Source organism: Ensifer adhaerens, from assembly GCF_001270265.1.
Classification (GTDB): domain Bacteria; phylum Pseudomonadota; class Alphaproteobacteria; order Rhizobiales; family Rhizobiaceae; genus Ensifer; species Ensifer adhaerens_B.
Window position 1 is genome coordinate 1 of sequence record NZ_LGAP01000036.1, and the last position, 12,067, is coordinate 12,067.

A 12,067-nucleotide genomic window follows, 5' to 3' on the forward strand; every position below is an offset into this window, starting at 1 on the left:
GCGGCTCCAGCAATTGGCCGATCCAGCCGTTGGGGGCATAAAGCGTCGCCAGCGCAATGCCGGCGACCGCCGTCGGCAGCGCAAACGGCAGGTCGACCATGGCGTCGATCACCCGCTTGCCGGGGAAACGATAGCGCACCAGCACCCAGGCGAGGATGACGCCGAAGATGAGATTGACGATGGCGGCGACAAAGGCCGTGCCGAAGCTGATCCTGAGCGCATTCAAGGTGCGGGTGTCGAGCGCCAGCGTCATGAACTGCGACCAGCCAAGACTGCTCGAGCGCCAGATCAAGCCCGACAGCGGGATCAGGATGATCAGCACCAGCCAGGCCAGCGTGACGCCGAGCGCCAGACCGAACCCGGGAAGCACACTCGGCTGGCGAAACCGCCAGCGCCTGTTGTGGCCATGCTCACTCAAATCCAGCTCACCTCTTCCATGCGCCCGGTGAAACCGAAGCGGTCCCCTGATGCCCGCAATTCCCCTGCAGGCTTGTCAAAGCAATCGGCCGGATCGGATGGTCCGGCCGATTGCATCCTGTCGCAAGCAAGGTGCGATTATTGGCCCGGCTTGTAGATCTGATCGAACAGGCCACCTTCGCCGAAGAACTTCGGCTGCGCTTCCTTCCAGCCGCCGAAGTCGTCGATCGTCACGAGCTTGAGCTCACCGAAGCGGGCGACATCCTTGGGATCGGCGACCTCCGGCTTGAACGGGCGATAGTAGTGCTTCGCCGCGATTTTCTGGCCGGCATCACTGTAGAGGTAACCGAGATAGGCCTCGGCGACCTTGCGTGTGCCCTTGGCATCGACATTGCCGTCGACAAGCGCGACCGGAGGCTCGGCCTTGATCGAGATCGACGGCGTGACGATGTCGAAATTATCGGGCCCGAGTTCTTCAAGCGAAAGATAGGCTTCGTTTTCCCAAGCGAGCAACACGTCGCCAAGGCCGCGCTGGACGAAGGTGGTGGTCGAGCCACGTGCACCGGTATCGAGCACCGGCACGTGCTTGAACAGCTCCGTCACGAATTCCTGTGCCTTGCCATCGTCGCCGCTGTTGGCAGCGCGTGCGTAAGCCCAGGCTGCGAGGAAGTTCCAGCGCGCGCCGCCCGACGTCTTCGGGTTCGGCGTGATGACCTGGACGTCGTCCTTGACGAGATCGCCCCAGTCCTTGATGCCTTTCGGGTTGCCCTTGCGCACCAGGAAGACGATTGTCGACGTATAGGGTGCGCTGTTGTTTTCGAACTTGGTCTTCCAGTCGGCCGGGATCTTTCCGGTTTCCTTGGCGATCGCGTCGATATCTGCCTCAAGCGCGAGGGTTACGACATCGGCCTGCAGGCCATCGATCACGGAGCGGGCCTGTTTGCCCGAGCCACCATGCGACGTCTGGATCGTTACCGTTTCGCCTGTGTCCGCCTTCCACTTTTCAGCGAAGGCTGCGTTGAAGTCCTTGTAAAGTTCACGTGTCGGGTCATAGGACACGTTCAGGATCGTCGTATCGGCAAAAGCCACACTTGCAGCGCCAAGCTGCAGGCCTCCGACTACAATTGCCAGTCCCACAATTCCGGTAATTCGTCCAAAGCCCATCTCGACCTCCATCGGTTACCAGATAAAACTATCAATTTAATCGACTGTCACAACGCAAACTGATGATGCCGGAAGCGGCTATCGGGAAATGTCCTATCGTTATTGTGCCTTTTTCGGGAACGGTTTGCCCGATGCCGGTTTGCCCGCCGATCTTCGCTACTCGGCGAACGGGCTGGAGAATAGCATGGCGTCTTCTCAGCCGCGCCCCAAAATTCCGATTGGTGATTCTCCGGGGCTGCCGTTTGGCCGCGGCTTCGACAATGCGATTCACGGGTATCTGCCCCGTCAGGCGGACGGCCAGCGTTGGAAAGGTTGGCCATACGGCGATTGCGTCCGCTGAGGGACTAGAGGACGTGGCCGCGCGCGACGATCGGCCAAATGGTCTTGGGCTCGTCGCCTTCAACGATATGCACGGCGTCGACCATGTTGGTGACGACGCAGGCGTGGTTGGGAACGATCCGCAGTTGCTCTCCAACAGTCAAGCCGATCGGTCCGTCGCTCACCAGCCTGCCATGTTCCTCCGAGAGCTGGTCTATGCGGATGTCGTCGCGGCCGAGCACATGCCCATAGCCTGTCAGACCCAGAAGGTCGGCGGTCAGGACCTTGCTGCCGGCATCGATGATCGCGCGGTGTTCCGACGGCACAGAGACGACGGTGGCGAGCACGGTGAGGGCACAGTCGTCCCAGGTTGCGACGCCGCGCGAAACGAGGGAGCGGTCGTTGTAGATGTAGGTGCCGGGCCGATACTCGGTCGCAATCGGCGCGCCGGCCGCATGCATCATGCTGGGCGTGCCGCCGGAGGTAATCGCAGGCACGGCGATGCCGTCCGCCTCGATCAGGCGCTTGGCTTCGCTCATGAAGGCCTGGACCTTCGCCTCACCGGCGATCGGCGGATAGGTCATCAGTCCAGCAAATTCGATGCCCTTGGCATCGTTGATCCGCTTCGCCAGACGTGCGGCATCCTCGGGCGTGCCGACGCCGCAGCGGTCCGCGCCGGTATTGCATTCGACGAACACGCTGAGCGGCTTCACCTTGTCGGCGAAATGGCCGGAAAGCCCGTCGATGACCGTCTCATTGTCGGCGACGACGGCCAGCGCGATGCGCCGGTTGAGGCGTTCGAGCCGGTTAAGCTTTGGCGTGCCGAGGATGTTGTAGGTGATCAGTACGTCTGAGATCCGCTCGCTGCCGTCAACCATGGCTTCGGCTTCGGTCACCTTCTGGCAGGTGATGCCAACGGCGCCTGCCTCCAGTTGCAGCTCAGCCATCTGCGGCAGCTTGTGGGTCTTGATATGCGGCCGCACGCGGATGCCATGCGCGTCCGCGTAGCCTTGGAACGTGCGGATGTTGCGTTTGGCAATCTCGATATCCACCAGGACGGCGGGTGTTTCGATCGGCAGGGGCATCGCTCATCAATTCCTTTTGTCAGGCGCGGCACACGACGAAGCTACATCATCCGCCCTTGATAAGTTATGACCATCGGCTTTTCATACGTCAAACCATTGTTCAGGACTATAGTCCGTTGTATGGGAACAATAATCGGGAACCCAAAATGGGAGAATGCAGGTGATCAAGGGGCTCGCGGCGGACGGGATGAGCATGTTGCTCGTGACCCACGAGATGCGGTTCGCCTATGAGGTTGCTTCGCGTGTGATCTTCATGAACCAGGGATGCATCGGCGAAGAGGGCAGCCCGAGGGAAATGTTCCTGAAGCCGCAGACCGAGCGCTTGGCCGAGTTCCTGAAAACGTCGTCGTTCAATTGAGACCCGGGCACCGGTCGCAAGGGTCGGCCATGGGATGCGACGCGGAAACGCGCCATCGCCGCCCTTGCGGCCGTTCTAGACTCTGGACACGCAGCGAGACCGACTGAACCTTGCCTCGCATTAACCCAGAAGCAGCGATCGCCCCGTTTCCGAGTCGAACAGATGCAAGGCGCCCTCGTCGAAAGCGAATATTCGCTCCGCATCGATCGCCAGCTGCGTGCGCGGCGGCAGACAGGCGGTGATGCGCTGGCCGCCGATGCGTGCCGTTACCACCAGTTCGGGGCCGGTCAGTTCGACAACCTCGACGCGCGCCGTCAGTCGCAGCGCATTTGCCTTGTCTGTTGCAAGCCGCAGCGCCTCCGGGCGGATGCCGACCTTGACACGTTGGCCATTCGACACCTTGCCGTGAAAACGCGTCGGCAGGGCGATCGGAGCGTCGCCGCCTTCCACGCGCAAACCGCTGTCTGATACGTCGGCCTCGAAAATATTCATCGGCGGCGAGCCGACGAAGCCGGCGACATAGAGAGTTGCCGGGCGATCGTAGATCTCTTCCGGCGTGCCGAGCTGTTCGATACGGCCATCGCGCATGACGGCAATGCGCGTCGCAAGCGTCATCGCCTCGATCTGGTCGTGGGTGACATAGACCACGGTCGTCTTCAGCAATTGGTGCAGCCGCTTCAGCTCCGTGCGCATTTCCATGCGCAGCTTGGCGTCGAGGTTCGACAGCGGTTCGTCGAAGAGGAAAACCTGCGGGTTTCGCACCAGTGCGCGGCCGATGGCGACGCGCTGGCGCTGGCCGCCGGAAAGCTGGCTCGGCTTACGCTCGAGCAAGTTTTCGATCTGCAGCAGCTTTGCCGTTTCATTGACCGCCTTTTCTCGCTCAGGCGCCGGAACTTTACGCATTTCAAGGCCGAAGCCGATGTTTCGGGCGACGCTCATGTTCGGGTAGAGCGCATAGGATTGGAACACCATGGCGATGTCGCGATCCTTGGGATGCACGCCGACGATCGACCGGGTGCCGATACGAATGTCACCGCCGCTCGGCTCGGCAAGACCGGCAATGATATTGAGCAGGGTCGACTTGCCGCAGCCCGAAGAGCCGAGCAGCACAAGGAACTCACCGCTCTCCAGGGCGATGTCGATGCCCTTCAGCGTTTCGACTTCGCCGTAACGCTTGTGAATGTTGCGGATCTCAAGCGCGCTCATGCGATCGTCTCCTGAAGAAAGGCGGACAAGGGTTTTCCGTAGCTGCGCGGCAGCGTTGAGATCGCCTCCGAGGCGATGGTGACGCCGGTGCGCAGGCACTCTTCCAGCGGCATCCCGGCGGCAAGGGCGGCGAGGAAACCGGCGTTGAACACGTCACCCGCGCCGATCGTGTCGACCACTTTGACCAGGGGCGCGGCGACGGAGACGATGTCTCCGGTCGGGCCGAGGGCAAGCGCGCCATTCGGCCCGCGCTTGACGACGACGATCGCGTCGGCGGGCATGTGTGTCTTGAGCGCGCGCGCCGCCTCTGCGACATCGGCAAGGCCGGTCAGCGTCGTCGTCTCGACTTCGTTGAAGAGCGCGAGCCGGCAGCGCGTCAGCCAGCTGATGGTTGCGGCACAGTTGACATCCGTCCAGCCGTCGAGCGGCCAGCCGGTGTCGAGCGCCACGGCGATATCCCGCGCCTCGGCCCAGTCGAAGACATCGTCATAGGCGGCGGTCAGGGCATCGGTCAGGAACGAGCCGGCAAGCAGCGCCAGGCCGCCACGCAGGCGCTCACCGTCAAGCATCGCGCGGACTTCGTCGAAGCTGAAGAGCGGCAGGTGCCCGCGGGTGGTGAAAAAGGTACGCTCGCCATCTGGGTGGGTGATGCCGACCGACAGTGTCGTGCCGACGCTTTCCACCGGCCAGGCGCTTGCTCGCTCGGCAAAGGCTTCCTTCAGCCAGGTGCCGAACTGGTCGTTGCCGATATTGGCGGCGATCGCATAGTCGACGCCGAGCGAATCCCAGGCGAGCGCGCTGTTGCCGGCACACCCGCCGACGCGCAGCTCGTCGTGATCGACGATGATTTCGGTGCCGGCCTTCGGCCAGGGCGCAGCCGGCCCGAGAATAAGGTCGACGTTGACATTGCCGATGACGACAAGAGGACGCATGCTTTACTCGCTCCGGGTGATTTTGGTCGACCTGACCGGCGTTCCGGCATCGGCGACGCGTGCTTCGGCAAAGGCGATCATGAACAATTGCGCCACCGGCAGCATCGCAAAGATCGCCGCCATTCCGGCGGCTGGTTTGAAGGAAAGGGTGGTGACGCCAGGGATCGGCGCTTCGCCGGAGGCATCGAATACGACGACCGGCGAGCCGGCTTCGGCGGCGGAAACCGCCATGGCACTGACGAGGCCGGCGGTCGCATCGGCGGCGCGAAACAAGACGACGCCAACGGACGGGCCGAGCATTTCCATCGGCCCGTGCCGGAGTTGCCCGCCTTCGAGGGAGAAGCAGGGTAGCCGGGACAGCTCCGTCAGCCCGAGCCCGATCGCTTCGGCCAGTCCTTGCATCTGGCGCCCCGAGGTGACGACGGCGCGAACGTCCGCGAGCGTCGCCAGTGCTGCCGTCAGGTCAGGCGCTTGGCAGTTTTCAATCGCCTGTAGTGCCGATGAGGGATCGTCGCCAAGGGCGGCGAGGACCGAAAGATGCAGCGCAAAGCTGATCGTCAGGCTGCGTGTCGCGGCGAATGCCTTTTCGGTGCCGCCGACGCCGACCAGGGAGGGGGCGTTGCGGGCCAGGAACGAACCCCCTTCGAGGGTCAGACCGAAGATATCGCCGGTCGCACCATTCGTCTCGGCGAACCAGCGCAGAACCTCGGCGCTTTCTCCGGACTGGGAGGTGACGAGGATGGTTTTGCCTTCGATCGGCAGCGGCTGCCCAAGCTGTTCGGACAGCGGCAGCGCGATCGCATCGATGCCGTGGGCCCGGTAGAGCGGTTCGACGGCGCGGCCGACCGCATGCGAGCCGCCCATTCCCAGCAGCAGCAGCTTTCCGGTCGCTTTGAGCGACGCGGCGATCTCTCGGGCAAGCGCCTGTGCTTCGTGGAATGACGCGACGGCGTCAGCGGCCTGGCGGGCCATTTCGTGGTCGATTGCAATGAGCCCGGCCGGGCGGTTTCTGGTATCGGTCATGGTCATCCCTTGACGCCGCCGCTGGTGAGCCCGGAAATCAGGGCTTTCTGCATGACGAGGCCGATCAGCACCGGGGGCAGGGCGGCAAGCACGCCGGCGGTTGCGATCAATCCGTAGTCGGAAACCCGGCCGCCCGCGAGATCGGCGATGGCGACCGTCAGGGTCTTTGCGCGCAGGTCCGAGGTGAACAGCAGCGCATAGAAGAATTCGTCCCAGGCCAGCAGGAAGGCAAAGAGCGCCGATGTCGCCATCACGGGGGCGGCGAGCGGCAGGGTAATTAGCCTGAGGATCTGGTCGAGCCTGGCGCCGTCGATCATGGCAGCGCTCTCGATCTCCTTCGGAATGGAATCGAAGCCGGATTTCAACAGCCAGGTGGTGAAGGGCGCAAGGATGGTGAGATAGACGAGCGCCAGGCCGAAGACCGAATTCAACAGGCCGAGATAGGCAAGCCCCATATAGAGCGGCACGGCCAGCGCCACTGGTGGCAGCATGTAGGTCGCGATCACCGCATAGAGCGACCACGAGACTGAGGGCGTGCGCGACACAGCCCAGGCCGAGGGGATGGCGACGGCGATCGCCGCAAGCGTCGCCATGCCGGCGACCTTCAGGCTGTTGAAGATCGAAGCGACGAAGGCGGCGCCAGCGCTGTTTTCGAGCGTGCTCAGCAGCAGCCCGTAGCGTGAAAGGTCGATCTCATCAGGCCACCAGTTGAGCGGCTTTGCCGAAAGGTCGGCCGCAGACGAAATGCTCATGATGAAGAGCCACAGGACGGGCGCCAGGATGACGGCTGCCAGCAACAGGGCTGAGGCGTAGACGAAGGCGGTGAACAGCGGGCTCTGGCGTTCCATCAGGTGGCTCCTGCAGCTTTGCGGACCAGGGCCGCATAGGCGACCGCCAGGATCGTGACGAGCAAGGTGACGATCAGCGCCAGCGAGGCGCCGGATCCTGCCCGCTGAAACGAGAAGGCTTCCTGATAGACGAGGATCGACAGCGTGCGTGTGCTGTTGGCCGGACCGCCGCGGGTCATCACCCAGATGATGTCGAAAACCTTGAAGGCTTCGATCGTGCGCAGCACGAGTGCGACGAGCAGCGGGCCCGCGAGATAGGGCATGATGACATAGCGGAAGCGGTTGAACGGGCCGGCGCCGTCGACGAGCGAGGCGGCCGTGATGTCGCGTGGCACGGCCTGGAGGGCCGCAAGCGCGATCAAGGCCACGAGCGGAAAGTTCTTCCAACAGTCGGCGATGATCAGGGCCGTCAGCGCCGAGCTGGGTTCGCCGAGCCAGGAGCGATAGCTGTCGATCAGTCCGATCTGCGTCAGGGCCGCGTTGAGCGCGCCATATTCCGGATTATAGATCAGCCGCCACAGCGTCGCGTTGACGACTGTCGGCAAGGCCCAGGGCAGGATCATCAAAGCGCGTAGCGCCGTGCGGCCGCGGAACTGCTGGTTGAGCAGCAGCGCCGCCAGCACGCCGATCACCATTTCGGCGGTCACGGAGACAACCGCGAACCATGTGGTCGTGACCAATGCCCGCTGGAAGTTCGAACCGCCGAGAACTTTGGCATAGTTGTCGAGGCCGACGAAGCTGCCTTCGGTGCCGACGAGCTTTGCGTCGGTGAACGAAAGCCTGACGGTGTCGACCAGCGGCCAGCCGATGACAGCGATCATGACTACGAGCAGCGGCAGCATCAGAAGCCACGCGCGCGTTGTTATCCAGGTACCGGACATGGGATGGGAACCTTTTAGGCCATTTTGGCCATCATGCTATTGCCGGTGAAACCGTTCCGGCGAGTCCCGGGCGGCAATGCCACCCGGGAGGTCGAAACCGAAGCGATCAGAGTCCGCTGTTTTCCGCGGCGGTCTTGAGCGCATCCTCGGCGGATGCCTGGCCAAGCAACGCTTCCTGGATCGCCTGCTGCAGGGCTGTCGAAAGCTCCTGGTATTTCGGCGTCGTCGGGCGCGGATACATGGCTGCAAGACCGAGCTTGGCAGCGGCGATCAGCTCTTCCTGGCCCTTGGTGACGGTGGCATCTTCATAGGAAGAGGCCCAGATCGGCAGGCTCAGCTTGGCATAGGCGTTCTGCGTCTGCTGCGAGGTCATGTGGACGATATACTTCCACGCCTCGTCCGGGTGCTTGCTGGTCGAGGTAACGCCGAGGCCCATCGAGCCGTTGACGGCCGAAACCTCGCTCTTGCCTGCGACGCCCGGTGCCGGCACGACGCCGACCTTGCCGGCGACCTTGCTTTCCTTCGGGTCGTTGGCGAGGTTGTACATGTAGGTCCAGTTGAGCGCGAAGGCGGCTTCACCGTTCTGGAAGACCTTGCGAACGTCTTCCTCAAGGAATTCCTTCGAGTTCGGATTGGTCAGGCCCGACGAGTAGCTGGTCACCATGTAATTGAGCGCGTCGAGACCGCCGCCCGAGGTGAACGCCGGCTTGCCGCCGTCGATGAACTTGCCGCCATAGGCGCTGACAAGCGTGGTGTAGTCGCAGATCGCGGCTTCGGCTTGCGACCAGCTCCAGGCGATCGGCGCTGCGACCAGCCCCTTGTCCTTGATGATCTTGGCCTGTTCCGTCAGTTCGTCCCAGGTCTTCGGCGGCGCCTTGATGCCGGCCTTCTCAAGGATTTCCTTGTTATAGAACAGGTATTTGGTGTCGAGGATCCACGGCATGCCGTAGCGCTTGGCGTCATATTCGACCGTCGTCCAGGCGCCCGGCAGGATACCTGATTTCATCTCGTCGGTAATGCGGTCGGACACATCGACCAGCACCTTGTTGGCGGCGTATTCGGCCGGCCAGATCACGTCGAAGAGCACGACGTCGTAGCCGCCGCCGGAGCCCTGCGCCAGCACGGTCTTGTCGTGCAGGCCTTCATAGGGAACGAATTCGAGGTTCACCTTCACATCCGGGTTGGCCTTGGTGAAGGCCTCGGTCATGGCGCGCACGTCGGCCTCGCTATAGGCCGCCTGCGCCATGAACAGCGCGTTGAGCGTCGTTTCGGCATAGGCGTGGCCGGCAAAGGACAAGCCGAGCAAGGTCGCGCTGAGCAACGTGGTTTTAATGGATTTCAACATTCCTGCCTCCAATAGCTGAGTGGTTCAGTTTTCCCGGCGTACCTCCCCGGTGCACCGAATATGAGAAATCCGCCCGCTTGCGGACGGCCGTCGACATATCTATCGGAGCGTCTGTGACGACCTGGGGTCGTCGCCGTCGTTCCCCCGGAGCTCTTTGCGGCTCCCAATTAAGTCAATTGTCTTGACTTATTTCTTGTTCAATATTCTAACAGTGTCAAGAGGGGTTTTGGAGATGAATGATTTACGCCCGATCCGGGCCAAGAGCGGCACCAACCAGGAAGGGACGAGCGCCCACAACCGTCGCGTCATGATCGATGCGTTGCGGTTGAACGGGCAACTGTCCCGCGCCGACCTTGCCCGCGCCACGGCGCTGACGAAGCAGACGGTTTCCAACATCATCGAGGAGCTGGAGCGTGACGGGTTGGTCCAGTCGCTGGCAGTCGTGCGCAGCGGCCGGGGGCAGCCGTCGACGCCCTATCGCCTGGTTGCCGAAGGTGCCTTCGCCATCGGCCTGCAGATCGATCGTCACGTCACCCGCACCATCGCTGTCGACCTCGTGGGCACGGTTCTCGCACGGGGAGAGGCGAACCTTCCGGTCGGCGGGCCGGCGACCGGCGTGAAGACCCTTCTCGACCTGATCGAAAAGACTCGACGCGACCTTGCGTCGATCGCGCCGCAATCAGAGGATCGCCTGGTTGGCCTCGGTGCGGCGATGCCCGGTCCCTTCGGTATCGAAGGGGAGGACGACGATCCCTGGATGATGGCGGCCTGGCAGAATTTTCCGCTGCTTGAAACGCTTGCCGCCGGGACCGGCCTCGATGTTGGTCTGCAGAACGATTCCGCGGCGGCGGCAACGGCCGAGCGTTTGGTCGGCGCGGCGCATGGCGTCGATCACGCGATCTGCATCTATCTCGGCTACGGCCTCGGCGCCGGGCTGATCCTCAACGGCGAGCTTTATCGCGGCGCCAACGGCAATGCTGGCGAGATCGGCATGATCCTCAGCCTGCCGCGCGGTGCAAGCGAGCAAGAACGCACGCCGCTCGAACATCGCGCGTCGATCGCCTCCCTGTGCAAATTGCTCGAGCTCGATCCGGCCGACCCGGACCTTTATGCCCGCATCGATGCGGCCGTGACCGGCGAGGATGTCCGGTTGCCCGGTTGGCTGGACGCAGCGGTTTACGAGTTGCGTGCGGCCGTCCAAGCGCTCGAAACCATCTTCGACCCGCAGACCGTGATCCTTTGCGGCGGACTTCCGCCTGGCCTGGCGCGGCTGATCACGGATGCGATGCAGCCGCTGCTTCCGTCCCTCGCCGATCGCCGCGATCGCAGCCTGCCGCGCCTGCAGATCGGCTTTACCGATCCCTGGGCGGTCGCGATCGGCGCTGCCGCCGAGCCGATCAGTCGCACCTTCGACCCGCGCTTTTCCGCGATCCTGAAGATCCGTACAGCCGACCTTTCGTAAAGCTATCGTTCAGCGGTGCGTCCTGGGCTGCCGGCACCGATCATGTTTTCGGTTCGTCCAGGCGTGCGAGTTCGGCATATTCGGCCGCGAGGAAGTCGAGCAATGCCCTGACCGAGGGAAGCAGTCCGCGCCGGGATGGAAAAGCGGCGTGAATGATCCCGGCCCGAGGCGCCCAGTCGGGCAGCACGTCGACCAGCGTTCCATCCTTCAGGTCCTGCCGCACGACCATTGCAGGCAGTTGCGTGACGCCGACGCCTTTCAGGGCCGCAAGGCGCAGGGCGACCATGTCTTCGGTAACGAGCCGCGGGTAATGGCGCACGATGGCGCTGGCGCCATTCGGCCCGTCCAGGCACCAATCATGCTCCTGCCGGTTCGAATTCCAGGCCATGCTCGGGAGGGCCGTGAGATCGGCCGGCGTCAGCGGGCGGGTGTCATGGCCGAGCAATATGGGGCTGGCGACCAGACGTTGAGCGCTCTCGGCCAGCCTCTTGACGACGAGATCGCTCTCCTCGAGCGGCGGGAAACGGACGCGAATGGCGATGTCTATGCCTTCGCGCAGCACGTCCACCTGTCTGTTGGTGCTTTCGAGCACCACCTCGACCTTCGGGCAGCCGGCCATGAAGCGGGCAATCATCTCCCCTACCTGGAAATAGAGGACCGAGGAGGGACAGCTGACATGCACGATGCCCTGCGGCTCGGAGCGCGTACGGTCGATCACTTCTTGCGCGGCTTCCGCCTCCACCAGCATTGCCACGCAATGGCGGTAATACTCCCTGCCGATCTCTGTCACGACAAAGTGGCGCGTCGAGCGCTGGACAAGGCGGACGCCGAGCCGCTCTTCCAGCATACCGATGCGACGGCTCAGCCGCGAACGCGGCATGTTGAGCTTGCGCGCGGCAGCGGCGAAGCCGTTCTGCTCGACGACATCGACGAAAAGCTTAAGGTCGTTCAAGTCCTGCATGGTGAATTATTGTCCTATTGATAGGACACTATAGTCCCAATTGGCTGTCTACCGCCAGGTTTGTCGC

Annotated in this window: 12 protein-coding genes and 1 pseudogene; 3 read left to right on the top strand and 10 right to left on the bottom strand. The window is 63.0% G+C overall.

Translation table 11 applies throughout. The annotated features are described in order from the left end of the window. Positions 1–418 (bottom strand): ABC transporter permease (locus AC244_RS30635; RefSeq protein ID WP_414735971.1); only part of this gene is annotated, 418 nt, incomplete at its 3' end. A 137-nt stretch (positions 419–555) separates the two neighbouring features. Next, entirely contained in the window at positions 556–1,593 is a 1,038-nt protein-coding gene (locus tag AC244_RS30640; protein WP_414735972.1) for a sulfate ABC transporter substrate-binding protein, read from the bottom strand. Between the two features lie 76 nt (positions 1,594–1,669). Here AC244_RS30640 and AC244_RS30645 point away from each other — a divergent pair, with 76 nt between their 5' ends. Beyond that, positions 1,670–1,921 carry a hypothetical protein gene (locus AC244_RS30645; RefSeq protein ID WP_053252607.1) on the top strand — a complete coding sequence of 84 codons (252 nt, stop codon included), beginning with the start codon at positions 1,670–1,672 and terminating at the stop codon, positions 1,919–1,921. A gap of 4 nt (positions 1,922–1,925) precedes the next feature. Here AC244_RS30645 and AC244_RS30650 read toward each other — a convergent pair whose 3' ends face one another. Next, the gene (locus AC244_RS30650; RefSeq protein WP_053252608.1) at positions 1,926–2,984 is read right to left on the bottom strand and encodes a D-TA family PLP-dependent enzyme; all 1,059 of its coding nucleotides are present in this window, start codon (positions 2,982–2,984) and stop codon (positions 1,926–1,928) included. 145 nt (positions 2,985–3,129) lie between these two features. Between AC244_RS30650 and AC244_RS30655 the strand changes: the two are divergent. After that, positions 3,130–3,342: pseudogene (locus tag AC244_RS30655) on the top strand (amino acid ABC transporter ATP-binding protein); the annotation flags it as partial. A gap of 120 nt (positions 3,343–3,462) precedes the next feature. Here the strand turns inward: AC244_RS30655 and AC244_RS30660 are convergent. From AC244_RS30660 to AC244_RS30685, 6 genes are all read right to left on the bottom strand, one after another. Next, positions 3,463–4,548 (bottom strand): ABC transporter ATP-binding protein, encoded by a 1,086-nt coding sequence (locus AC244_RS30660; RefSeq protein WP_053252610.1) that lies wholly within the window; start codon positions 4,546–4,548, stop codon positions 3,463–3,465. Beyond that, positions 4,545–5,480 carry a PfkB family carbohydrate kinase gene (locus AC244_RS30665; protein WP_053252611.1) on the bottom strand — a complete coding sequence of 312 codons (936 nt, stop codon included), beginning with the start codon at positions 5,478–5,480 and terminating at the stop codon, positions 4,545–4,547. The genes AC244_RS30660 and AC244_RS30665 overlap by 4 nt, the downstream gene beginning before the upstream one ends. Positions 5,481–5,483: 3 nt before the next feature. Then, on the bottom strand, positions 5,484–6,509 hold the full coding sequence (locus AC244_RS30670) for an SIS domain-containing protein (protein ID WP_053252612.1): 1,026 nt from the start codon (positions 6,507–6,509) through the stop codon (positions 5,484–5,486). After that, positions 6,506–7,351, bottom strand: a complete 846-nt coding sequence (locus AC244_RS30675; RefSeq protein WP_053252613.1) for a carbohydrate ABC transporter permease — start codon at positions 7,349–7,351, stop codon at positions 6,506–6,508. The genes AC244_RS30670 and AC244_RS30675 overlap by 4 nt, the downstream gene beginning before the upstream one ends. Then, positions 7,351–8,232: a carbohydrate ABC transporter permease gene (locus AC244_RS30680; RefSeq protein WP_053252614.1), complete on the bottom strand. Its 882-nt coding sequence runs from the start codon at positions 8,230–8,232 to the stop codon at positions 7,351–7,353. Before AC244_RS30680 ends, AC244_RS30675 begins: the two co-directional genes overlap by 1 nt. A 106-nt stretch (positions 8,233–8,338) precedes the next feature. After that, positions 8,339–9,577: an extracellular solute-binding protein gene (locus AC244_RS30685; protein WP_053252615.1), complete on the bottom strand. Its 1,239-nt coding sequence runs from the start codon at positions 9,575–9,577 to the stop codon at positions 8,339–8,341. Positions 9,578–9,809: 232 nt separating this feature from the next. Here AC244_RS30685 and AC244_RS30690 point away from each other — a divergent pair, with 232 nt between their 5' ends. Beyond that, complete coding sequence (locus AC244_RS30690; protein WP_053252616.1) at positions 9,810–11,039, top strand: ROK family transcriptional regulator; 1,230 nt, start codon at positions 9,810–9,812, stop codon at positions 11,037–11,039. 40 nt (positions 11,040–11,079) lie between these two features. Here the strand turns inward: AC244_RS30690 and AC244_RS30695 are convergent, their stop codons facing one another. Further along, positions 11,080–12,000 (bottom strand): LysR family transcriptional regulator, encoded by a 921-nt coding sequence (locus AC244_RS30695; protein WP_053252617.1) that lies wholly within the window; start codon positions 11,998–12,000, stop codon positions 11,080–11,082. Positions 12,001–12,067: the final 67 nt, after the last annotated feature.